This is a genomic window from Microcoleus sp. AT8-A3 (genome assembly GCF_036705675.1).
Taxonomy (GTDB): Bacteria; Cyanobacteriota; Cyanobacteriia; order Cyanobacteriales; family Microcoleaceae; genus Microcoleus.
The window spans coordinates 85,664-108,528 of record NZ_JAUBVD010000008.1 but is presented as its reverse complement, the minus strand read 5'-3'; the positions used below and the strand labels follow the sequence as shown (position 1 = coordinate 108,528).

The 22,865-nt window shown below is 46.4% G+C and carries 20 protein-coding genes and 1 other RNA gene; 13 read left to right on the top strand and 8 right to left on the bottom strand.

Translation table 11 applies throughout. The features are described from left to right. Positions 1-11: 11 nt before the first annotated feature. Both QUB51_RS07085 and QUB51_RS07080 read right to left on the bottom strand, forming a co-directional pair. Positions 12-1,664: an alpha-amylase family glycosyl hydrolase gene (locus QUB51_RS07085; RefSeq protein ID WP_333057023.1), complete on the bottom strand. Its 1,653-nt coding sequence runs from the start codon at positions 1,662-1,664 to the stop codon at positions 12-14. Positions 1,665-2,309: 645 nt separating this feature from the next. Further along, positions 2,310-3,029: a response regulator transcription factor gene (locus QUB51_RS07080; protein WP_333259428.1), complete on the bottom strand. Its 720-nt coding sequence runs from the start codon at positions 3,027-3,029 to the stop codon at positions 2,310-2,312. Between the two features lie 397 nt (positions 3,030-3,426). On the opposite strand from QUB51_RS07080, the gene QUB51_RS07075 reads away from it, so the two are divergent. Continuing rightward, positions 3,427-5,295 (top strand): PAS domain-containing sensor histidine kinase, encoded by a 1,869-nt coding sequence (locus tag QUB51_RS07075; protein WP_333259425.1) that lies wholly within the window; start codon positions 3,427-3,429, stop codon positions 5,293-5,295. Positions 5,296-5,601: 306 nt separating this feature from the next. On the opposite strand, the gene QUB51_RS07070 is transcribed toward QUB51_RS07075, so the two are convergent. After that, positions 5,602-6,129, bottom strand: a complete 528-nt coding sequence (locus QUB51_RS07070; RefSeq protein ID WP_333057027.1) for an orange carotenoid protein N-terminal domain-containing protein — start codon at positions 6,127-6,129, stop codon at positions 5,602-5,604. 327 nt (positions 6,130-6,456) lie between these two features. Here QUB51_RS07070 and QUB51_RS07065 point away from each other — a divergent pair, with 327 nt between their 5' ends. Next, positions 6,457-6,822 carry a hypothetical protein gene (locus tag QUB51_RS07065; protein ID WP_333057028.1) on the top strand — a complete coding sequence of 122 codons (366 nt, stop codon included), beginning with the start codon at positions 6,457-6,459 and terminating at the stop codon, positions 6,820-6,822. A 226-nt stretch (positions 6,823-7,048) separates the two neighbouring features. Here QUB51_RS07065 and QUB51_RS07060 read toward each other — a convergent pair whose 3' ends face one another. Then, on the bottom strand, positions 7,049-8,209 hold the full coding sequence (locus tag QUB51_RS07060; RefSeq protein WP_333057030.1) for a glycerate kinase: 1,161 nt from the start codon (positions 8,207-8,209) through the stop codon (positions 7,049-7,051). Between the two features lie 75 nt (positions 8,210-8,284). After that, entirely contained in the window at positions 8,285-8,617 is a 333-nt protein-coding gene (locus tag QUB51_RS07055) for a DUF565 domain-containing protein (RefSeq protein WP_333057032.1), read from the bottom strand. Between the two features lie 364 nt (positions 8,618-8,981). On the opposite strand from QUB51_RS07055, the gene QUB51_RS07050 reads away from it, so the two are divergent. From QUB51_RS07050 to nuoK, 11 genes are all read left to right on the top strand, one after another. Continuing rightward, positions 8,982-9,560 carry a hypothetical protein gene (locus QUB51_RS07050; protein WP_333057033.1) on the top strand — a complete coding sequence of 193 codons (579 nt, stop codon included), beginning with the start codon at positions 8,982-8,984 and terminating at the stop codon, positions 9,558-9,560. A gap of 452 nt (positions 9,561-10,012) precedes the next feature. After that, positions 10,013-12,013 carry an ArnT family glycosyltransferase gene (locus tag QUB51_RS07045; RefSeq protein WP_445243042.1) on the top strand — a complete coding sequence of 667 codons (2,001 nt, stop codon included), beginning with the start codon at positions 10,013-10,015 and terminating at the stop codon, positions 12,011-12,013. Between the two features lie 148 nt (positions 12,014-12,161). Next, positions 12,162-12,410: a hypothetical protein gene (locus tag QUB51_RS07040; protein ID WP_333057034.1), complete on the top strand. Its 249-nt coding sequence runs from the start codon at positions 12,162-12,164 to the stop codon at positions 12,408-12,410. A gap of 27 nt (positions 12,411-12,437) precedes the next feature. Beyond that, complete coding sequence (locus QUB51_RS07035) at positions 12,438-13,049, top strand: hypothetical protein (protein ID WP_333232970.1); 612 nt, start codon at positions 12,438-12,440, stop codon at positions 13,047-13,049. A 103-nt stretch (positions 13,050-13,152) separates the two neighbouring features. Next, a complete protein-coding gene (locus tag QUB51_RS07030) occupies positions 13,153-13,389 on the top strand; it encodes a type II toxin-antitoxin system Phd/YefM family antitoxin (protein ID WP_333259421.1) in 237 nt (78 codons plus the stop codon). A gap of 60 nt (positions 13,390-13,449) precedes the next feature. After that, on the top strand, positions 13,450-15,210 hold the full coding sequence (locus QUB51_RS07025; RefSeq protein WP_333259418.1) for a serine/threonine-protein kinase: 1,761 nt from the start codon (positions 13,450-13,452) through the stop codon (positions 15,208-15,210). A gap of 174 nt (positions 15,211-15,384) precedes the next feature. Further along, positions 15,385-15,775: a transfer-messenger RNA gene (ssrA, locus tag QUB51_RS07020) on the top strand. Between the two features lie 452 nt (positions 15,776-16,227). Next, a complete protein-coding gene (gene nuoH, locus QUB51_RS07015) occupies positions 16,228-17,346 on the top strand; it encodes an NADH-quinone oxidoreductase subunit NuoH (RefSeq protein ID WP_333057040.1) in 1,119 nt (372 codons plus the stop codon). Positions 17,347-17,456: 110 nt separating this feature from the next. Further along, the gene (gene ndhI / locus QUB51_RS07010) at positions 17,457-18,032 is read left to right on the top strand and encodes an NAD(P)H-quinone oxidoreductase subunit I (RefSeq protein ID WP_193975265.1); all 576 of its coding nucleotides are present in this window, start codon (positions 17,457-17,459) and stop codon (positions 18,030-18,032) included. A gap of 116 nt (positions 18,033-18,148) precedes the next feature. Further along, positions 18,149-18,772 (top strand): NADH-quinone oxidoreductase subunit J, encoded by a 624-nt coding sequence (locus tag QUB51_RS07005; RefSeq protein ID WP_333057044.1) that lies wholly within the window; start codon positions 18,149-18,151, stop codon positions 18,770-18,772. A 79-nt stretch (positions 18,773-18,851) separates the two neighbouring features. Further along, the gene (gene nuoK / locus QUB51_RS07000; protein WP_228042566.1) at positions 18,852-19,157 is read left to right on the top strand and encodes an NADH-quinone oxidoreductase subunit NuoK; all 306 of its coding nucleotides are present in this window, start codon (positions 18,852-18,854) and stop codon (positions 19,155-19,157) included. Between the two features lie 105 nt (positions 19,158-19,262). Here the strand turns inward: nuoK and folB are convergent, their stop codons facing one another. The 3 genes from folB to QUB51_RS06985 all read right to left on the bottom strand — a co-directional run bounded on the left by folB (position 19,263) and on the right by QUB51_RS06985 (position 22,828). Further along, positions 19,263-19,619 (bottom strand): dihydroneopterin aldolase, encoded by a 357-nt coding sequence (gene folB / locus QUB51_RS06995; RefSeq protein WP_333057046.1) that lies wholly within the window; start codon positions 19,617-19,619, stop codon positions 19,263-19,265. Between the two features lie 161 nt (positions 19,620-19,780). Continuing rightward, positions 19,781-21,148 (bottom strand): serine/threonine-protein kinase, encoded by a 1,368-nt coding sequence (locus QUB51_RS06990; protein ID WP_333259414.1) that lies wholly within the window; start codon positions 21,146-21,148, stop codon positions 19,781-19,783. 396 nt (positions 21,149-21,544) lie between these two features. Then, entirely contained in the window at positions 21,545-22,828 is a 1,284-nt protein-coding gene (locus QUB51_RS06985) for a glutamate-5-semialdehyde dehydrogenase (protein WP_333259411.1), read from the bottom strand. Positions 22,829-22,865: the final 37 nt, after the last annotated feature.

Below are 22,865 nucleotides of genomic sequence, written 5' to 3'. Positions count from 1 at the left end.
CCTCCGTTGCCTTACTGCCAAACAAACACTTTTGCTTCGTATTCCGGCAAGTCAATCATAATATTGTCATCGCCAGATTCAACATCATAATTCCCCGTCCATTCGTGCCAAGTTCCGTTTGCCGGAAAGTGGGGAACGCTGTAACCTGCCAGATAATTTTCCGACATATTCGCGACTACTACAACTCTGGAACCTTCATCGTTCCAGCGAGTGTAAGCAAAAACTTTCGAGTCGGGGTCTTCGTGGAAAAACTCGATGTTTTCTGTGTAGAGTGCTTGGTTATTTTTACGCAGGTGAATCAAGCCTTTGTAGTATTCCCACAAACCTTTATTCAGGTCATTTCCTAGCAGCGTCCAGTCAATTTTAGATTGCTCAATTGTTTTGCCTTTGTATTCGCCAAATTCTTCGCCCATCCAAATCAGCGGCACGCCAACTGCTGTCATTAACAGCACGGTTCCCAACTTTGCCCGCTTGAAGGCGGCTTCATCCAAAATTCCCCGATCGCCAAATTCGGCAAAAATGCGATCGTGATCGTGATTACTCAAATAATTGACTACATTCGTAGCACCCAAGTAACCTTGCCGCTTGCAGTCGATTACCTCTTTGAGCCGTTCTAAATCAAAATTGTCCCCGCACAGTTGTGGAATTATCGAGTGATAGAAACTGTCGTGCCAGCAGCCGTCCATCGGCCCCTCTAGATTAGTGATGCTGGGATCGTCGGGAATGTATTCGGCAACGGTATAAAACGGTTTGGGGCCGGCGACATTTTTGGCTTCTTGAACTACCCAGTGCATGAAATCGTAGTTAGCTATTTGTCGCGCCGCGTCGAAACGAATGCCGTCGAGATGATATTCTTGAACCCAATAGCGGACTGTATCGCCAGCAAATCTGCGCGCCGGGAAAGTTCCTAAATTTTCGTCGTAAAATTCGTAGTTAAATTCCGGGCCCCAATTGTTATCTGGATCGCGGGGTTCGTGGTGATACCAATAATCGTGATCGATTTGAGTGAGGGGGCTCGATGATTCCGAGTGGTTGTAAATACCGTCGATGATGACGCGAATCCCCCGCCCGTGACACTCGTCTATCAGGTTTTTGAGTTCTTCTGTGGTTCCGTAGCTGGACTCGGTAGCGAAGAAGTAGCGAGGGTTGTAGCCCCAACTGTAGTCGCCTGGGTATTCTTTGAGGGGCATGAGTTCGATCGCGTTGACGCCGAGTTCGACTAGGTAATCGAGTTTTTCGACGACGTGCTTGTACTTGCCGCGGGCTAGGGGATCGTCTTCGCCACCGGAAAAGTCGGCAACGTGCATTTCGTAAATCACTAATTCCCGATCGGCTGGTAGCGGTTTGTCATCGTGTTTCCAGACGTAGGTATCGACAATGCGCGAGCCATCTTTGATCCGAACAATGCCGTTTTGAGTAGGATCGTCGATATCAGTCGCGTAGGGATCGACCACATCTACCCACTGATCGGGTTCCAGAAACCAGCTTTTCGACTGAACGCGGAATTTGTATTGATAAACGCCATCCTCCAACTCAACTCGCGTGCGAAAAAAACCTTCTTCGTCCTTTTCCATCGGAATATCTTCCCAATTAGAAAAAGAGCCAATCACGGCAGCTCCTTTGTTGTAGGGAGCAAATAACTTGAATTCAATTGGGGCAGCCATAATACCTCTTTCTAAAATTTTTCAGTAGCAGTTGATACTTTTAATTTTACAAATTTAAGCGAACTCAGCATCACTCTACGGATATAATTTATTTAAGGCTTAACTCTTCCTAAAAGTATCGTAATCTAGTCTCTGTCTCTGCCTTTTATGAAGTGAAATCGCGCAGTATTGGCAGTGCGATCGAAATTTATCTCACTGGCGATCGCTCAACAATAAGTATTAGTAATATCATAGTTTTTTAGCATCTATCTTAAGGTATATTTACTTTTTAAAATTTTGAAAAAAATATCTGTACTGGGATAGATGCGGATTTAAACTCGATCTTTTTTTTAACAAGAAACAATTGCTCGGCTGGTACACACTGCCTGCCCTAATTTTTTGATAACAATTAGTCATTCGGTGTGCACTGCACACCCTTAATCAGTGACCGAAAGCCTCCAGGATACCCGCCCCGTGATTCATTCCAAAAGCAGACTCAGGACCCAGAAATAAAAAACGTGTATCCGATAAAGGAACCCCCGAATTTATCTCGCGCAAGTCAATGCTTCAATTCTTTAATCTAAAATCTAAAATCTCAAATCGATTGGCCGTAAGGTGCGCCCAGCGCACCCTACTTTTAACTTGATTTTGCCTGACGATCGGGCTTCATCCAACCAAGCCAGAACGCAGGGCGAGAACGGCTGCCTGAGTGCGGTCATCAGCGCACAACTTGTTCAAAATATTGCGGACGTGAGTCTTGACTGTACCGACGGTAATATAAAGCTTTTCGGCGATTGCAGCATTGCTGTAACCCTGTACGATTAGTTCCAAAACTTCTAATTCCCGCTCGGTTAAAGGGTAAGTCTCAATGATGTGACTAAACTCTGGTTCGGCAGCCTTAATGGTGACTCTTTTGCCCTCAGCCTTCGGTTCTTCCGGCGCGGGTTCCTGAGTGCGAGCTTGTTTGAGGACGATACGGGCGATCGCCGGATCGATCCAAGAGTTACCTTCGTGAGTTACTTTTACTACATCTAATAACTGATCGAAGCTAATATCTTTCATGCAGTAAGAGTCAGCTCCGGCGGCAAAAGCTGCCAGAACTTCTTCTTCATTGTCCTGAAAAGTCAGAATCAAAATTTTTGTATCTGGATCGGACTCCTCTAAGGATTTTTTGAACTTTTGTGTCAGTTCAATGCCGTCAAAATCCGGCAACCCAATATCTACAATTGCCACGTCAGGTTTTGAAGACTGAAGCAGTTTCAATCCCTCTGTAGCGTTAGCTGCATCGCCAACAACTTCTATCGTGTCACGCTGTTGTAAAGCTGTGCGGATGCCGACTCTTGTCAGGTCATGGTCTTCTACCAAAGCAACGCGAATTTTACTCATCTTTCTTCCAATAGTCCGCTAAACTTTTAAAATATCGTCAACTGACTCAGCTAAACTGAGTAAATTTGAGAATGTGTCCTGATTTAGGGTTTTACAGGTCGCACATCATTGTTAAGCATACTCATGCAGCAGCCAAGAATGCAAGTTAATTTTTAAGTTATTTTGCGACGATGCCTGCACTATCCGGATCGGGACAGGTAAGCTCTCAATGTTTTAACAGTTTAACTGAATTATCTCCTTGTCCGCCCGTTGATAGAGGTAAAGATACCACTACCCAGATAAATTTAAAGTATAAAAAGTTTTGATGCACCAGGGCGGTCAAAATCAATAAAGCTAGCCGCACGAGTCTTTAGCCGATGTTAGGGCTCTAGTCCAATGCTTATTTATATAACCTGTTATGACTCAGTATCACGGCAATAAGTCTTTTCCCTCGGAGTTTTCCGACTCGGAAATCTTACACAAAGTATCTGAAATAACATCCCCCCAACCGCAAGTTGGCGACCGCGAAACTCAGGACGATCGCCTGTGGTCGGCAATTCCTCACATAGTTTGGAAAACAAAGGCCGACGGCTGGGCTACTTATTTCTGTCAGCGCTGGGAGGAGTACACAGGCGTACCAGCAGCAGCAGCTTTGGGTTTCGGCTATCTGGCGCGCGTCCACCCAGAAGACCGCCCTCGTCTATTGGCGAGATCGCACAGTTCTAAGTTCCCACCGCCAAGCTACGAAATTCTATTTCGCCTGCAGACGCGAGAGGGCACTTACCGCTGGAACGTGGCCAAAGGAAGGCTCGCTAACCCCGACAGTCAGGAAGTTTTGGAGTGGGTGGGAACCTACACAGATATGGAGCCGATCGAACAAACTAAAGCCGAGCCCCAAGCAGAACCAGAGTTTTGGCCGCATCAAGCGTGCTCGGAAGCTAATTTCAAAGTAGAAAAATTGTGCCAAGCCCGGACGGTAATAGAGGCTGGGCGGGAGTTACAGGTGATAGAGCAGTTTACAAATATATTGAGCCAGCGCGCGGGCAGTTTGTGCCAGTTGTTGCAAGCCATCGCGGACGCGACTGTAGAGGCGATCGCGGGAGCGGAATTTTGCCTAGTTGCTCTCCTGGAGTCGGATTGCAGCGGCCTCAAACTCAGCGCTGTCGGGGGTACGGAAAACTTTGGTGGGGGCAAAACCCCGCACGTGCAAAACAAGCTGCTGTGGAAAGCATTTGCGACGGGAGAGTCTGTACTGTGGCGGTCGGAGTGCCGCAAAGGCTTGCTGCCGGCGGCGGCTTGTGCAGTCGCGATCGAGTCGGGGCAAAGCGGGCGTTTGGGTGTGCTCGCCATCGGCAACGGGAAAGACAGCACGGCGATGGACGGGCATACTCAGCAACTGCTGGCGGTGATGGGAAAACAAGCGGCGATGGCCATTAATAACGCACTGGCGATCGAAAAATTAAAAAAGCAGGAACAGCTTTTAGACTTGCAAAACGAGCTGCTAATTCGCCAGCAGGAAGAACTGGAAAATCAGGGGCGACGCATTCAACAGCAAAAATTGGAACTGCTAGAAGCAGCCAAGTTAAAATCGCAATTTTTGGGCATCATGTCCCACGAATTGCGAACTCCCATGAATTCGATTATCGGCTTTTCCCAATTGCTGCTGCGCCAGCACAAACAAATGCTGACCGCCCAGCAAACAGAAATGGTGGGGCGCATTTTACATAACGGCAAAAACCTGCTACTGCTGATTAACGATATCCTCGACCTCTCCAAAATCGAGAGTGGCCGCACAGAATTAAAAATTGAAAAATTTGATTTAGCGCATTTAGTAATGGATGTCGCCTTGGAATTCGGAAATCAAGCCACCGATAAGAATGTGGCATTGTCCGTCAGCGTGTGCTTGCAGCATCAGTTTATAGTTAATGACAAGTTGCGCCTGCGGCAAATTTTGGTCAATCTCGTTTCCAACGCGGTTAAATTCACACATGAGGGCAGCATCTATATTGAGGTGCGGGAATTAAATCGCGATCGGCTAATTATCACCGTTCGGGATACAGGAATCGGCATCTGTGAAAAGGCTCTTCCCCACATTTTCGACAAGTTCCACCAAGGCGACCAAACCACAACTCGCCAATATCCAGGCACTGGTTTAGGACTAGCTATTTGTGCCTCTTTAGTCAAGATGATCGACGGCACAATTACTGCTGAAAGTCAACCAAAAAAAGGTTCGATATTTCGGATGGAATTTCCGCGAAAAGTTTATCCTAAAAAACTTACTTCCTGACTAAGGATCGCGAATTAAATAACTTACAATTTTAATTGTTATTGTGGGATGGGCGTCCCGCCCGTCCCACAAACTTGTGGAAGTTATTTAATTCTCATTCCTTAGTGCTTTAAATGCACAACAGCTTAATAGACGAAAAAATAAATAGGACTAAGAGCAAAAAAAGGTGTTACCTACTAATTATAGCGGTAGGGTGCGCCGAGACGCACCCTACATATAGAGGTTTTGGGTAATTCCTTTATTCTTGAGTCCCTCTCTGCTAGGAGGAGAGTTTGTGTAGGATAGGTTGCAACAGCAGACTCTTATCTAAAGACTAGAAGTTTTCCCTACTTCTGCCTGAGTAGCAATTGGTTTAACATCGGTGTAGCCCATATTATTAGCTACGTCGCGCAGCACCGAAATTTGCTGTTCAAAATCAAGACCTTCAATTTGACCCAACACGCCATTGACAGCCTCAGTTGCCTCATATCCGTCGGGGATATCGACAATTGTTTCACCCATACCAATCGCCCAAGCATACCAAACCACCAACTGATTGTTAGCAGTTAAAGCTCCGTAAGCGTGAGAATAGGGCGTGTCGTCGCGGTTGACAATACCTCGCATGATATTCAGTTGTTGATCGGCCGAAAGCTTGTAAAAATCATCCAGCAGCATGGGAGCTAATTCTGGTTCGGCGGCGGCGGGAGCGGCTGGTGTAATTGAATCTCCCATTTTTTCATAAACAAAGTAGAGCAGCGCCAGCTTTTCATCTGTACCCAACCCGTTGATTGTCTGAACGATGTTTTGAGTGTCGTTGGAGAGAGAGTGAGGATTGGTGGCGGCGGGTGAGTTCATAAACAAAATTCCTTAAAAATGCTTTCAGAATATATAAATATCAACATTTGTAAGTGCCAGTCACCATCCCGAAGAGGTAATACGATTTGAGGTTTTAAATTTTAGATTTTAGATGAAAGAATTGAGAATGACAGATGAGGTATGGGTTTGAAGCTTGCATATAGTTGGATTAGTTTAGGAAACTCGTGTAATGTTGACCAGCCACATGAGAATAAATCAGCCTTGAGATAGAAGCGCGCGATATATCTACGGGTAGATGAAAAATTAACGAAATAGAATCACAATAAATACAGTAAATTGTTAAATAAAACTAGAAAGGAGTCGGCTATGTCTCAAATCAATACAGAACCAAATAACACTGAAAGCTTTGACGCTCAGCAGATAACTGAAAGCGTGGAAGCTGGAGAACAAAAGTTGCCGACAGTTGATGTATCAGCAGACTACGAAGCTTCAAAAGAATTTAGTGTTAGTGACATCGATCGCACGGGTGCCGGCGCTCAAGCTGCCGCCGCTGCAACTGCACCTAAATTTCCTATTCCCGCTCCTAAAGATATCGCAAAGCCGGCAGATACAAGCGGCAATCCCGCTGATTTTCGTTCGATGGCTCAGGAAATTAAGCCTGCAGGTACACCGGGCGAAGTTACCGACGATTTGATGCAGAAAGCGATCGATCTTGGTACTCCCGGCAGTTAATTTAGAAATTCTCCATCCTCGACGGACAACCTCTGTATTGTAGGGTGCTTATGACGCGCCTTCCCCCTATAATTCGCGCGTCAAACCACTTTTTATATAAGTCCTGCAAGTGACTGTACGATAAGCTGCAATACAGTAGGGACGGAACAAGGTTTTGTCCTTAAAAGCTGCAATAGGGTAGGGACACAACATTTTTGTGTCCTTAAAGCGTTAATTTTAACTCTCCCTAATCGCTTAATTTTAAGTCGATCGCCCGACAGATTTGGCCGACAGTGCGATCGCCCAAAATTTCAATTACTAAATCCACGCGATCGCCCTCCTCAACCATCGACTTAATAAATAACTCGGGATGCAGCGCTTTCCAGAAATATTCGACAAACCGATTAATTTCCGCTTCTGACATTCCCGACTTCCCCGTCGCCATCATTTCCCGTTCCGCCTGATTGCGCCACACTTGAGAAATGCGATAATCTTGGGGATACAAAACCATCAACCGATCTAATCGGTTCCACAGGGGCAGATAGTCGTGCAGCTTCGCATTCATATCGCGCGCAAACTGACAGTCGCTTTCTGTGGAAATCGGAAACGGTGCAGCCGCCAAAAACTCGTTTAATTTGGCATCAACCACCGGATTCACACCGACAAACCAACCTTCAAAAAGTACAATATCCGCACCGGAAATAATTTCGGGTTGACTTCTATCTCCTGCACCTCCATAGGCTGATTTGTCAAACCTGGGAATTTCTATATTTTTAATTATATCCGGTTTGAGGGCATCTGATTTGGGATTGTCAAATGCTGCTAAATTATGAGTTTGAGAACCGCGCAACTTGTCTAAAACTGCGATTCCCAAGTCAATATCGTGAGTGCCGGGGGGGCCGCGCCAAATTAAACGCGGGTCTGCTTTTTGGAGTTGTTGGCGATCGGCATAAGTCTTGTAAAGATCGTCTAAAGAAAGGCTGACAGTAGAATATCCCAATTTTCCCAGAATCAGCCTCAAAACTTGGCATAAAGTAGTTTTTCCCGTTCCTTGCCCTCCTAAAATTCCTTGAATTAAAGGACGGTTTAAACTTTGTTTGGCAGTCGATAATTGCATTGCCAGCGGCAGCCACAGATTCCACAAAGTTTCGAGGAAAACAGTTGACTTTAGGGGGAAAGTATGCAGTTCGTCAAGAAGAGAAAAGAATAAATCGGTTTTGCAGCGGACAACATCGGCTACACTGTCAGGAGTAATCCCAAAAGCGCGCGTTCGCGAAGCCCTCGAAGAGGATCGCACATCATCCGCAAGTTCCCACAAAGCCAGGTGATCGAAGTCGGGAGCGATCGGGCGATCGCCGGCTTGCCATCGATGTAAAATTTCAACAGGGGTTACAGTCGATCGATCCATATCCTAAAAACTCTCGCTAGCGGGGGCTGGTTTTGTCCAATTACTATCTACAACCGACAAATATTTCCCCTCCTTTTAAGAGCCAAGTTTGAAAGCCTCCACAAATAAATTGTAAGTCACGCCAATTTTCAGAGCATAGAGCATATCCACCCAAAAAGAACGGGCTACAGGCCGCGGGCTGCCGTAAACCAGCCAGCTCGCAAACTCAGTCAACAACACCAACAGCCCGGCCGCGATAATATCCCAATCTGCTGATTGTCCGGCGATAGTCGAAATAGCAGTTCCCAAAAAAGTGCCGAAAAGCAGGCTAATTAGCAGTAGCGAAATCCGCCGCCAAGGATTGCTCAGCCAGCCTCGGAATCGCTCGCCCAGAACATCAATCAATCTGTTAATTCGGGTATTCTGCATAAAAAAAGTTATACCATTGGAGATTCGAGATTGGAGATTTGAGATGCGGAATTACTGATGAATATTGGGTTTTGGAGTACGGGCATAGAGTAGCACTTTTTTTTTCAACTGCTATTAAAAGCTATAACGATGAGTCAACAAATGCCCCTCCAGGCTAAATCCAAATTCTTACCGCGGTCAGTATGTCGCCATCTAAAATATAAAATTTAACATCTAAGATGGTATTAAGCGATTGGCGAATTATAGCAGAGAACGGTTAAGTCATTAAGTGTAACTGTATCTTGTGTCACAGCAGCCCCTGGTTTTACATTAAAAATAGTTAAGACTCATTGCGGGTGCAGTCTATCCTTTAAGCCTAAAATTTATGAATCTTAAAATTTACCAGCTCGTAATTGGAGTGTCGATCGTCCTAATTACAGGAATGTTTCTAGGACGTTTTGAAATCACTATCTCCAACGGTTCAAATCAGTCGAGCGATTGGCCCTCACAAGCCACCGCACTCCCCCCCATACCCCCCATTTCTCCAGTTGCGACAGATTCAGCAGACACCGCTAGCGAGCCCAAACCCGACTCAACACCAACCCCCCCAGATCCAGAGGAGGAAGTGCTTTCCTCAATCCCTGTAGATGCTAAAGCCTCCGGCCGTTTGCGCGTCAGCAACCGCAGCGAACACCCAGTGCGAGTGGCCCTGCTGTCGAAACGGCAAGCCAAGGAATCCTACGGCAAACCGGCGCACTGGGATTTTGCGCCGGGGGAAGGTGGCGGCAAGGGACTGATGCTATCGCTGCCGGAGGGAAAGTTACAAGTCAAACGGGGAGACATTTTAGTGGTTTTTGCTCAGGATGGTTCTCGCCGCTACTGGGGGCCTTTCGTCGCCGGGGAGACACCCTCGCCGGCTTGGAACAGCACAGCCGGAGAATGGCAATTAATTTTGCAGCCGTGAACGCTTAGCTGCAGGTGCGGAAATTTGGGTCGAGAATTCCGGTCGATCCGGTCTTGTTGAGAATGGGCTATGGGAGGTTAAACTCACATATCTTGCACCATTCTCGCTTAACAGGCTTTTGGGCCTGTTCCACAAAGAGTGAATTTTCTTGTGGGGAGTAGGGGTTGGGCAGGAGAGCCAGCCCCTGAAAGGCTTGTTGAGAATGGTGCAACATCTCTGTTTAACTGATATCTTGCACCATTCTCGCTTAACAGGCTTTCCGGCCTGTTCCACAAAGAGTGAATTTTATTGTGGAACAGGCCGGAAAGCCTGTTCATAAAAGCCTTCTTGAGAATGGTGTAACATCTGAGTTTAACCAGATTCGATCGAATGGGGAGTTTCGAGAATGCGAATCTTTCGGTAGACTCTCTATGCGAGCTAAAATTTAAAATCTAAAATCGCAGGAAGTTTGCGTGAAGGAAGTTATTAAAAATTTGTCAGAGTTTAGGAAGCGCCCGTTAGCGTTAGCGAAGCGATCCGAAGGAAAGCCCTCGAAGAGGATCGCACCAAAGCTGCTGTCGCTTTTATGGCTGTGCGCGATCGCCTGGGTAGGTTTCTTGTGGAATCTCGGCAACATCGGTTTAGTTGACGAAACCGAACCGTTGTTTGCCGAAGCCGCCCGTCAAATGACGCTGACAGGGGATTGGATCACTCCTTATTTCAACGGCGAAACGAGGTTTGACAAGCCACCGTTGATTTACTGGCTGATGGCGGTGGCTTACCGCACGCTGGGTGTTAACGAATGGGCCGTGCGTCTTCCCTCGGCCTTGTGTGCGATCGGTCTGACTTGCCTCGGATTCTATACCTTATCGAAGGAAGGAGGAAGTTCGGCAACGGATTCTGTAACGGATTTAACGGATGTCAGGAATAAGGAAGAAGGGCACGATACGGATTCGGACACGGATACACGGATGAATGTAACTGTCTTTTCTCCCTCGTTCTCCCACTCTCCCACTCCCCCACTCTCCCCTTCTCCTAGTATTCCTATTTTTCTTTCTACTCCCTGGATTGGTGCTGCCCTAATAGCTTTAAATCCCCAAACTATTGCCTGGGGACGGACTGGCGTTTCAGATATGCTATTAGTTAGTTGTATGTGTTCGGCACTATTCGCATTTTTTCTCGGTTACACTCTAGAAGAACAGAGAGAAAAAGCCGAATTTTCCACTGTTTCCGCTTCCCGATTTCCCAATAAGTGGTATCTGACTTTTTACGTACTAATTGCCTTAGCAATTCTGGCTAAGGGGCCTGTGGGAATTGTCTTGCCAGCGCTGATTGTTGGCTGCTTCGGGCTTTATTTGGGAAATTTTTGGCAACTTTGGCGCGAAATGCGTCCGGTGTCGGGAATCTTGATTATTCTGGCGATCGCCTTGCCTTGGTACATTTTGGTTATTTTAGACAACGGTCAAACTTATATTGACAGCTTTTTTGGCTATCACAATTTCCAGCGTTTTACTGGAGTAGTCAACAAGCACTCCGCGCCTTGGTATTTTTACTTTTTTGTAGTGCTAGTTGGTTTTGCACCTTGGTCGATTTATTTGCCGGTGGCGATCGCCCGTACCCGTTTTTGGCAGCGCAGTTACTGGCGTCGTCAACCGCGATCGGCTCAGTTGAGTTTATTTGCCATCTTTTGGTTCGGGTGCATCTTTGGCTTTTTCACGATCGCCGTGACCAAATTGCCCAGTTATGTATTGCCTTTAATCCCCGCCGCTGCGATTTTGGTAACGCTGCTGTGGAGCGATATTATTGCAGGCAACGAACCAGAAAATAGGCGGGCAAAGTTAGAAAAAAAACCTAATTCTTTACCGCGAGGGCTGTTAGTTACATACATTTTCAATGTCATATTTTTACTGATTATAGCCGGAGCAACTTTCTACTGCTACAACTGGCTCGGAGACGACCCGGCTATGCCCAATTTTCCCCAAGCAATTCAGCAGTCGGGATTGCTGATTGTAGGCGGTACGATTTGGATAATTACAGCGGTGGCGATCGGACTTTTACTTTGGCAGCGGCAACAGCGCTGGATTTTGGTTGCTAACTTCATCGGGTTAGTAGCATTTATCATCTTTGGTCTTACTCCCGCCTACAAATTGGTCGATATCAACCGCCAGTTACCTCTGAGACAGTTAGCGCAGGTTGCGGTTCAACAAAAACTGCCGGGGGAAGAGTTTATTATGGTTGGTTTCTGGAAACCCAGTCTGGTTTTTTATACCCAAGAGCCGGTGACTTACTACCGAGCTGTCAGAAGGGCGATCGACTACATTAAGGAATCAAAAAACCCAAATTCTCCCTCTATTTTGTTGCTGGGATATCCAGAGAAATTTGTGGAATTAGGATTGCAGCCAAATCAATATCAATTGTTGGAAAGTCGCGGCGCTTACCAACTCGCCAGGGTTCCGAGAACAGCATTTCGATAGTGGATTGTACTGCGGTGTGAGCCGACCTATATGGTGTGAAAGTAGGGGCAATCCCCCCGTGGTTGCCCCGGAATTTGGATATGGTGCGTCCAGGACTGCAAAAGCTATAATCTAGTCACTACCTAAAGCCCGAAGCTGGGAGCCTACAATGGTTTCAATTCTCAACAAACCCTCCTCATTAATCCATGAGATTTGCATTGAAAAAGTCGATCGGTGGAAGTTGTTCAAATTTAGTGAATCGCTCCAACAGCGTATGGAAAATTTGTTAGAGAAGAAGAAGGACGATCGACTAATAGCAGAAGAGGCAGCCGAACTCGATGCCATTGGGGAATTAGATCGTATCTTTACCCACATCAATGCAATGATGGCGGCTCAAGATGTCAATCAGCGATCGTGAGTTAACTAGCGTTACGGAGTAGATTAGATGAATCCTGAGACAAAACAAGTATCACAGCACATGAAAGAATTTGGGCTTCATATTCTTGGGAGAGCTATTTATGATGCAACATTTAGCGAGATCACGAGGCCTTTTGCTCATATGTTGTCGGTAGTTCATGCAGCACATGGAGCAGAAATACTTATCAAGGCACGCATTGCTGAAGAGCATCCGCTTTTAATCTTCAAGTCCTACCCTAAATCAAATACTACTAAGGATGTATTGAGTATCAAGGAACTCTTTAAGTACGGTCGAACTTTAATTTATTCAGAGTTACCTGAAGTTCTTTGGGCGACAACTGGTTATAGAATCAAGGAATTAGATAGATATCAAAAATTTGGCTATCTGCGAAACATCATTGTCCATTTTTCTGCCGCTCCTGATTGCGAAGCTTCCACAGAGACATTAAAATTTGCTTTGGAAGTTTTAGATTATATAGTTCAGGATTTTTGGGGTGAGAGCTTGATTTACTATTCGCAAGAATGGGACGATGTAATCATTTCTGAGGGTTATCTGCGAGAACAAATTGAGCAATTGAATATTCAGGTGCACCCCGACACACAGAAACAAATAGAAAGTCTTGACCTAACCTTAAAATAAAATGGATATAGAAGCCAGAAAGGGAACGATCGCTCATAATTAAGGGAGTGTCTACAACCAGCCAATTTCATCTAGAAAAGTGTATTTAGACAAGTGGAAAATTATGATCCCAATCAATGAAGCTCAACAGCAGTTACAGCAGTCGATCGATTCGGTGAGTCAGTCGCACCAACCTATTGTGATCGCAGGACAGACTAGCAATACAGTATTATTATCTGAATCTGACTCCGCATCTGTAGAGGAAACACTATATCTTCTCTCAGTGCCGGGAATGCGGGAATCAATTCGGGAAGGAATGGCAACGCCGATCGCACTTCTCGATCGCCCTTTAGACTGGTAACTTGGCCGACCATACGTGCCATAATCAGCCATATTATCTGGTACGCGATCGCCTGGAAATATGGATGCGCTAATCGGCAAAACTTTACAGGGTGGAAAGTACACCCTCGAACAAGAACTGGGACGCGGCGGCTTTGGAATAACTTTCAGGGCAAATCACCGCTATTTAGGACAGCCTGTAGTCATAAAAACCCTCAACGAATCTCTGCGGCAGCAACCTAATTTTGCTGAGTTCGATCGCAAGTTTCAAGACGAAGCGAGGCGGTTGGCTTCCTGCGTTCATCCGAATATTGTCCGCGTCAGCGATTTCTTTGTGGAAGACGGGCAGCCTTACATGGTGATGGACTACGTTCCGGGTCAGAATTTGGGCGATGTAGTCGGTTCAAATAATCCGCTACCAGAAAATCTCGCAATTCTCTACATCACTCAAATTGGCGCTGCTTTAAAAGTTGTTCATCAAAAGGGTTTGCTGCACCGAGATGTCAAGCCGCAAAACATTCTGCTGCGCCAAAACACCCAAGAAGTTGTGCTGATAGATTTTGGAATTGCCCGCGAGTTTACTCCCGGTGCAACCCAAAGTCACACTAATATGGTGTCCGACGGCTACGCGCCCCCAGAACAGTATTTCGCCCAAGGAAAATATACGCCCGCCACAGATGTTTACGGTATGGCGGCGACGCTTTACACTTTACTGACAGCACAGGTGCCGGTGGCTGCAATTTTGCGTACCAGTCAGCCGATGCCTTCACCCCGCGACTTGCGGCCTCAGCTAAGTGCGGCTGTCAGTTCTGCAGTGATGCGGGGGATGACAGTAGAAGCTCAAAATCGCCCTGCTAGCGTGGATGAGTGGCTGTCGCTGCTGCACGGGCAGCCTCATGGTGCAGCGTCGCCGAGCACCGGGCCGACGGTGGCGGTGATGCCGGGACACGGGCCTCAGTCGCCGGCGGGTTCCAGAACAGCGCCTGCTGTGGTGTCTTCTGGGCAAGGCAGCCGCAAGGTTTGGTGGATTTTGGGGTTCGTGACGATCGCACTTATTGTGGCAGGTTTTGTCGGTATTGCTAGGGTTTTCCTCAACCGGCCGTCTTCGGAACCCGCACCGGTGGCCCAGGACGATCGCACTTCGGCCCCTGCAGATCCAGACGCGCGCGTGAACCCCGCACCAATTCCCGCGCCGACACCAACGCCTTTCTCGCCGACTCGCAGAGAAAGTCCGCCACCTGCTGCTGAAACTCCGCCGCCTGCTGCTGAAACTCCAGCGCCTGCTGCTGAAACTCCAACACCCGCCCCAGCACCAACACCAGCGCCTTCTCCCGAAGCTGTCGAACCTACACCAACAGAAAAACTTGTTGACAAAGAGTTGCCGCCCGATCGATCGCCCGCACCCAGCGAACAACCGGGAACCAGTTATCAGAAGACTCCCACAATCCCTGGGTATGCCGTTGGTACGCCGGAAAGTCAGATTTTAGCCGAATTGGGAGAACCCACTGACTCTCAAGCGCGGGGCTATTGGCCAAATACTCGCACCGCACTTTACGAAATATTGCCAAATCGGATTACTCTGGGTTACATTTACGATCGCGATTCGGCCCAGCTAGTACAAACAGAGGGTTCTTTTGCTCAGTCTGTGGACGATTTGGTGGTGCGAACCGCCTTAAACGGCATGGTGGGCGGGGCAAACCGGGAGATTTTGCAGGGATTCCGCGACGTGCAGCAGCGCCGGAGTAATCGCTTTACGTTTAGGAAAGGTTCGCTGGAAGGGATAATCGAACGCAATGAGCGCGATCGGATTTACATCGGCGTCTGGGACGAAAATTTGCATTAATTAGGAATTACGCACGGGTGGTCAGAAACCGGGTTTTTGCTCCAAGACTTCGTTAAAGCAGACAAAAACCGCAAAAAACCCGGTTTCTTTAATCCCCAATCGAAAATCCAAAATCTAAAATCTAAAATCGGTTGACGCAACACGAAATATTGTCTATAATTAGAGAACGCACGAGGGGCTGTAATGGTTTCGACAGGGTGGCGAAAGCTGCTCCGTGATGCAGGTCGAGAGGGAGTCTACTCTCGTTAATATCGGCTCAAAAAAAATAGTAAATGCGAACAACATCGTTCCTTTCGCTCGCAAAGCCGTAGCTGTAGCCTAAAAACTTCTTGAGCTTGGTTTAGAGTGTATGCCACCTCACTCCGTTAAAGGTAGCATAACAACCCCCAACGGATGCCCTAGCTAAACGTTTCTAGTCGGCTAGCTAGGAAAGCAATCACTAGAAAATCCCCCCATTTGGGATAAAGATGGTTCCCGCCCCGAGGATTAGAGGGGATAAACCTGTGAACGATCGGAAGGTAAATACCCGCTTTGGACGGCAGTTCGATTCTGCCCAGTTCCATAAAAGAAGTGACGTAAAATCAATGGTTTAAGCCATTTGAAAGCCACTTTATAGCATTAAAAGGGCTCAGAGTTAACTCTGGGCCCTTTTGTTTGGCTCAGATAGCTCAACTCATCCGTGTATCCGTGTCAAAATCCGTGCAGTGCTCTACCTTTTCCCCGCGAGGGGACTGAAATATTTGCTGGTCGTTTTTCAATTGGCGTTCTCACCGCCTTGCAACCGTCAACAGTCAACCGTCAACAGTCAACCATCAACCATAAGTTACCCACCCATTAGCTACGCTGCCGGCTCATATAATTAGAACTTCACCCTGTCTGTGCGTTCTTGGAGCCTGTCGGGCGATATACTATTAGGCGGTAAAGCATTAAAAATCTTTACAAAGACCCCGATTTCTAAGCCTACTCCTACAAAGGACGGGTGAAAAATTATATGCTGAGCGCTCAAAAGCTGGAAAAATGAACCCAGGAATTGACTTACAAGGAAGTTTTGTAGAAGCCCTGATGAATTTGGGCTTACCGGCGGACATCGCCCAAGTGCTTTGGCTACCGCTGCCAATGTTGCTGATGATTGTCGCTGCCGTCTTCGGGGTACTGACTAGCGTCTGGCTAGAACGGAAAATTTCCGCCGCCGCTCAACAGCGGGTAGGCCCGGAATTCATCGGCCCTCTGGGAGTGCTAGCACCCGTTGCTGATGGTTTGAAGTTGGTCTTCAAAGAAGACATCGTACCCGCAAAAGCTGACGCGCTGCTATTTACCCTAGGCCCGGTAATTGTGGTGATTCCAGTTTTTCTGTCTTACTTAATCGTGCCCTTCGGAGAGCATATGCTGATCGCCGATATGGGGACAGCAATATTTCTGTGGATTGCTCTTTCTAGCATTCAGCCGATCGGCTTGCTGATGTCCGGCTATGCTTCAAACAACAAATACGCCCTCCTCGGAGGACTCAGAGCCGCCGCTCAATCCCTCAGCTACGAAATTCCCCTAGCTTTGGCAGTATTGGCAGTTGTAATGATGTCCAACAGCCTCAGTACGATCGACATCGTACACCAGCAAGCCGGCTACGGCATTCTCGGCTGGAATATCTGGCGGCAACCAGCAGGTTTCCTGATTTTCTGGATCGCAGCACTAGCAGAATGCGAACGTTTACCCTTTGACCTTCCAGAAGCAGAAGAAGAATTGGTAGCAGGATATCAGACTGAGTACACAGGCATGAAATTTGCTTTGTACTATATCGCTTCCTACGTTAACCTCGTCCTTTCTTGCCTGTTAGTAGCAGTTTTGTACCTCGGCGGCTGGGAGTCCCCGATTCCTGTCGGAGTCCTGACAAATGCCCTAGGATTGAGCGAAACGACTCCTTGGTTGCAGGTAATTACCGGCTTGCTGGGCATTACAATGACCATGCTGAAAGCCTACTTTTTCTTGTTTCTGGCTGTTCTGCTCCGCTGGACTCTGCCGCGAGTTCGGATCGACCAATTGCTAAATTTGGGATGGAAGTTTTTACTTCCCGTTGCTTTAGTTAATTTGCTGTTGACCGCAGCTTTGAAGCTTGCCTTTCCCTTTGCTTTTGGCGGTTAATTCGTAATAGGTAACAGAACAGATAATAGCTAACCTAGAGTAGCTGTTAACTCTCATGACCTATTATCAATTAGCAATTACCAAAAACTCAAGTACAGAGAGAGAACACGATGCTAAAATTCCTCAATCAAGTAGGCGAATACGCCAAAGAGACTCTTCAAGCTGCTAAGTATATCGGTCAAGGGCTATCTGTTACTTTTGACCACATGAGACGCCGCCCGATTACGGTGCAGTATCCTTACGAGAAATTAATTCCTTCCGAACGTTTCCGGGGCAGAATTCACTTTGAATTTGACAAGTGCATCTCCTGCGAAGTTTGCGTTCGGGTGTGTCCGATCAACTTACCTGTAGTGGATTGGGAATTTAACAAAGAAACTAAGAAGAAGCAACTCAAGCACTACAGTATCGATTTCGGAGTGTGTATCTTCTGCGGCAACTGCGTAGAATATTGTCCGACTAATTGTTTGTCCATGACAGAAGAGTATGAGTTAGCCGCCTACGAACGTCACGAATTGAATTATGACAACGTGGCCCTGGGACGTTTGCCCTACAAGGTTACAGATGACCCGATGGTGACACCGATGCGGGAATTCGCTTATTTGCCGAAAGGTGCGATCGACCCCCATGAAGTTTCCTACACCGATCGCCGCGCCGGTCTGCGTCCAGAGGAAATTATCGAAAAGTAAGTCATTAGTCATTAGTCAGCAGTCATCAGTCATTAGTGAAATAACCAATTATTAATGACTGCTAACTAATGAGTAAAAACGAACAATAGAACACTAATAATTGAGGATAAAAAATTGTGAATCTAGCTGAAGGGGTTCAAATTGTTTCATTTGGAATATTGTCCGTAATGATGATTGCAGGAGCACTAGGAGTAGTGCTGTTCTCAAATATCGTTTACTCAGCCTTTTTGCTGTGCGGCGTATTTACCAGCATTGCCGGCTTGTACCTGTTGCTGAATGCCGACTTTGTAGCAGCAGCACAGGTATTGATTTATGTGGGCGCTGTTAACGTCTTGATTTTGTTTGCGATTATGTTAGTGAACAAGCGCGAAGATTTCCGCACAATTCCCAACGCTTGGGTGCGTCAAGTAGCAACAGCAGTAGTTTGCGTAGGCTTGTTTGCGCTTTTGGGTACGATGGTGGTGTCTACTCCTTGGACTATTGTCGCGACGACAGGAGCACCGGCCGAAAGTTCGATCGTCACAATCGCCAAACATTTCTTCACCGACTTTTTGCTGCCTTTCGAGTTAGCATCAGTATTTTTGTTAATGGCAATGGTAGGAGCCATTGTCTTGGCGCGCCGCGATTTCTTGCCAGATGAATTGTCCAACAAGCTATCTGAAACACCAGCTTTTAGTTTGCCGGAAAGACCTCGCGAATTAGTTTCGGCCGGAGATGTGTCTTCGCCAGAATCTAAGTAATATTATGGTGCGCTGAGCGCACCATAGTGTTAGTTTTGTAGTAACTTTAGATTGAGACAAAATCGCAAAATTTATGCAACTGCAACTCCAGTATTTCCTGTTATTAGCCGCCGCACTTTTCTGTATTGGCATTTACGGTTTGATTACCAGCAGAAATGCAGTGCGCGTGTTGATGTCGATCGAGTTGATGCTGAATGCTGTCAATCTCAATTTGATGGGTTTCTCCAATTATCTCGACCCCGTACAAATTAAGGGCCAAGTATTTACCGTGTTTGTAGTTACGGTAGCGGCGGCTGAAGCGGCGGTGGGTTTGGCCATTGTTTTGGCGATTTATCGCAACCGCAATACAGTAGACATGGAAGAATTTAACTTGCTGAAGTGGTAATTAATCAATAGTCATCAGTCATCAGTCATCAGTCATTAGCGACAAACTAATGCAGATTAAAGACTGATGACTAAGGACTAAGGACTAAGGACTAAGGACTAAGGACTAATGACTTCTAGTAATTTCTAGAGTAATTCTACCCCCGAAATCAGGGATGGGGGCAGCAGGTTTCGAGAGTTGTAGTTTAACTTTTTCGACTAACGGTAGTTGTAAAAGCGCTTGAACAATAGTATCTGCTAGGCGTTCGATTAATAAAAACTTCGACTCTTTGACTAGCTTTTGAATCAGAGTAATTGCGCTGCGGTAATCAAGAGTATGTTGAATATCATCACTTTTTCCAGCTTGCGATAAATCCAGCCAGAGAGTAACATCCACTTCAAACCACTGCCCCAAAACTTGCTCTTCCGGCAGATAGCCCGTATATCCGTAACAGCGAATTCCTGTAAGTTGAATAGAATCCATTTTGCAATAAACTAAAAGTGCGTTGTTCTATACCAATTTGTATTAAACCAGATAAAGTTCTCTTTCTCTTCCCTCTCTTTTTTTGCCCTTTGCCCTCTTCCTCTTCCCTCTGCGCCCTCTGCGCCCTCTGCGGTTCAATCACTCTTATTCTATCTTAAATTTCACAACCGTCCTCCTTTCTCCAACTTGTCCAATAAATCCTCAGCAACTTCATACCATTTCCGCCTAACTTCAGCATCTTCTGGCTTTTCTGTCAAGGTACGACCTTGGAATTCAGGATATTTATTGTAATATAATTCATCAACTTTTTGATAGAATATATCTTGCTCAATGTTGAGATTTTTGCGTCGTTTCCCAATCTTTTCTTGACGAATTATCTCTGCTTCCTCTAAAGATGTATCGGGAGGCGGTTGGCGCGAAGAAAATTTAGGTAAATCCGGCAACTTGGGCAATGTGAAACCAGATTTGACTACACTAAAAGCTAAAATTCCCGGTACCAAAATCACACTTAAACTCCCTAGGGTTTTCCAAGGAATTAACTTGAATGTGCTGTTGTGGTTAACAACTTGAGGAGTTTGGTGAACAGGAGTATGATTGCTAGTAGCAGTTTGAGTGGCGTTTTTGAAAGGGCGGCCGACAAAGTTCATTGTCACCATTTGGGAAATTATACTGCCAATTTGAGAGAGTTTTGGATCTTTGAGTGCTTCGCGGACTGCTTTTGCGGATTGGTAGCGATCGCCCGGTTGTTCTGATAACATCCGATCCAATACCGTGGCTAAATTAGGGCTGACACTGACGTGCGATCGCCAATCCCAAGTTTTATGATTGATATCGTACAATTTTTGAGGCTTTTTGCCGCTTAGCAGTACCAACGCCGTGACGGCTAAAGCATACAAATCGCTAGCGGCAGAAACTTTCCCCAGTCGCATTTGTTCGGCTGGGGAATAACCCTGTTTGCCGATCGCCGTATCCGATTGTCCGTTAAACTGAAGTACGGCATTGGCTGCGATTTGTTTAACAGAACCGAAATCAATTAAAAAGGGTAATTTGTCAGCATGATGCTGAATAATATTATCCGGGGAAATATCGCGGTGAATTAAATTTTTCGAGTGGATGTATTCTAAAACTGGTAAAAGCTGAAATAGCAGTTGAGTAACTTCAGCTTCGGTAAAATTTTTACCTTGTTGCTGACGCGATATCAATATTTCTTCGTAGGTTTGACCTTTGATATAATCTTGGACTAAAAATAAAGATGGATTCCCGGCCAAATCGGTTCGCAGGAGTTCTCGAAACCGGGGAATTTGCGGGTGTTGGAGGTTGTAAAGCATACTCGCTTCGCGATCGAACAATTCGGCGGCTTTCGGGCTGTGAACCACCGGAGAAAACTCTTTGAGCACGCAGTGTTCGTTGTAGCGGTTGATATCTTCGGCGAGATAAGTGCGCCCGAAGCCACCGCGGCCCAATTCGCGGAGGATGCGGTAGCGTTTTTCTAGAGTTGAACCTGGGGTGAGGAGGGAGGAGTTAGACATAAACCACGGCAAATTGTTCGATGTGGGGAGTCGCCGAGCACAGTATAGCTTATTGTAGCTAAGTTTGTTTGAATGCGAGGGAAGGAAGGGCGATCGCTTTTTTTGGGATGGATGAAGGAGAAGCGACACTTTGGTTAAGATTCAGTATCTACAGGATATCGTAGGGGCGGGTTTTACCAACCATCTATGTTATCAACCAAAAATATAATAAACCCGCCCCCACCCAACGACCAATCTAAATCTACATTTTTCGCCTGCGATCGAACATCAGGTTAATTTGGATTATCGGCTGTCTAGGGGCGGGTTTATATAAATTGTTCGTGAACATCAAATATTGTTGGTAAAACCCGCCCCTACAGGCTTTTTTATTGTCGGGTTTGATCGGCTATCGAGGATTTACAAATCCCGATGTGTAAATTCCTTAGCATCTTTCCCTACATAACTAGCCGCAATATGGCCATTTCCAACAACTCGATACTTATAGGTAATTAACCCCTCTAAACCAACAGGCCCGCGAGGTGGCATTTGCTGCGTACTAATCCCCACTTCTGCACCGAAACCATAGCGGAAACCGTCGGCAAATCTAGTTGAACAATTGTGATAAACTCCGGCAGCATCGACTCCATTTAAAAATGTTTCGGCGACTTCGCTGTCTTCGGTGACAATGACATCTGTATGTCGGGAACCGTAAGTATTAATGTGATTAATTGCCTCTTCCACAGAATCTACTATTTTGATTGACAAAATCAAATCGCTGTATTCTGTAGACCAATCCGCTTCATTTGCTTCGGCAATATTTTCGAGGAGGGCGCGAGTTTTTTCGTCTCCCCGCAATTCAACTTTTTTCTGCTGCAAAGCTTCGGCCACTGCGGGCAGGAATTTGGGGGCGATCGCCCTGTGAACTAACAAAGTTTCAATGGCATTGCAGGCGGCGGGATACTGGGTTTTTGCATCTACAGAAATCTCTACTGCTTTCTGAATATCCGCCGCTTTGTCTGCGTACAAATGACAAATTCCGTCGGCGTGTCCTAACACGGGAATCCGCGTGTTTTCCTGCACGAACCGCACGAAGGAATTAGAACCTCTGGGAATAATCAAATCTACATATTCATCCATTTTCAGCAGTTCGATTGTTTCTTCCCGCGTCGTCAGCAACTGCACGACTTCTGGATTAACCGCTGTTTCTGCTAAGGCTTGATGTATCACTTTTGTCAAGATTTCGCAGGAACGGACTGCTTCTTTGCCACCTTTGAGAATGACGCCATTTCCAGATTTTATTGCCAATGATACTATCTGAATTAACGCCTCTGGGCGCGCTTCAAAAATAATGCCTAAAACGCCCAAAGGACAGGTGATGCGCTTCAGAATTAATCCTGTATCCAATTCACGGTGGATTTGCACGACACCGATCGGATCTGGGAGTTTCGCAACGTCTCGCACGCCCGCGATCGCACTTTTCAACTTGCTCTCATCCAACTTGAGGCGATCGTACAGCGGTTTCGCAATTCCATCAGCCTCAGCCGCCTTGCAGTCAGCAGCATTCGCCGCCACAATATCCGGCGCAGCAGCTTCTAAAGCTTTCGCAATAGCTTCAATAGCTTGATTTTTGGCCTCAGCGGACAAAACTGCCAATTTTCTAGCAGATCCGCGCGTTTTTTGGGCAATTTCAATAATAGACATGGCAGTAACTTTTAAATAGTTTTGAGTGTTGGGTTTT

Bases quoted from the DNA above. Each gene is read 5' to 3' on its own strand.
- QUB51_RS07060 (WP_333057030.1), bottom strand. From the start codon at position 8,209: ATGGATCGATCGACTGTAACCCCTGTTGAAATTTTACATCGATGGCAA.
- ndhI (WP_193975265.1), top strand. From the start codon at position 17,457: ATGCTAAAATTCCTCAATCAAGTAGGCGAATACGCCAAAGAGACTCTT.
- QUB51_RS07080 (WP_333259428.1), bottom strand. From the start codon at position 3,029: ATGAGTAAAATTCGCGTTGCTTTGGTAGAAGACCATGACCTGACAAGA.
- QUB51_RS07025 (WP_333259418.1), top strand. From the start codon at position 13,450: ATGGATGCGCTAATCGGCAAAACTTTACAGGGTGGAAAGTACACCCTC.
- folB (WP_333057046.1), bottom strand. From the start codon at position 19,619: ATGGATTCTATTCAACTTACAGGAATTCGCTGTTACGGATATACGGGC.
- nuoH (WP_333057040.1), top strand. From the start codon at position 16,228: ATGAACCCAGGAATTGACTTACAAGGAAGTTTTGTAGAAGCCCTGATG.
- QUB51_RS07085 (WP_333057023.1), bottom strand. From the start codon at position 1,664: ATGGCTGCCCCAATTGAATTCAAGTTATTTGCTCCCTACAACAAAGGA.
- QUB51_RS07030 (WP_333259421.1), top strand. From the start codon at position 13,153: ATGATCCCAATCAATGAAGCTCAACAGCAGTTACAGCAGTCGATCGAT.
- QUB51_RS07070 (WP_333057027.1), bottom strand. From the start codon at position 6,129: ATGAACTCACCCGCCGCCACCAATCCTCACTCTCTCTCCAACGACACT.
- QUB51_RS07075 (WP_333259425.1), top strand. From the start codon at position 3,427: ATGACTCAGTATCACGGCAATAAGTCTTTTCCCTCGGAGTTTTCCGAC.
- QUB51_RS07035 (WP_333232970.1), top strand. From the start codon at position 12,438: ATGAATCCTGAGACAAAACAAGTATCACAGCACATGAAAGAATTTGGG.
- QUB51_RS06985 (WP_333259411.1), bottom strand. From the start codon at position 22,828: ATGTCTATTATTGAAATTGCCCAAAAAACGCGCGGATCTGCTAGAAAA.
- QUB51_RS07055 (WP_333057032.1), bottom strand. From the start codon at position 8,617: ATGCAGAATACCCGAATTAACAGATTGATTGATGTTCTGGGCGAGCGA.
- QUB51_RS07065 (WP_333057028.1), top strand. From the start codon at position 6,457: ATGTCTCAAATCAATACAGAACCAAATAACACTGAAAGCTTTGACGCT.
- QUB51_RS07050 (WP_333057033.1), top strand. From the start codon at position 8,982: ATGAATCTTAAAATTTACCAGCTCGTAATTGGAGTGTCGATCGTCCTA.
- QUB51_RS07040 (WP_333057034.1), top strand. From the start codon at position 12,162: ATGGTTTCAATTCTCAACAAACCCTCCTCATTAATCCATGAGATTTGC.
- QUB51_RS06990 (WP_333259414.1), bottom strand. From the start codon at position 21,148: ATGTCTAACTCCTCCCTCCTCACCCCAGGTTCAACTCTAGAAAAACGC.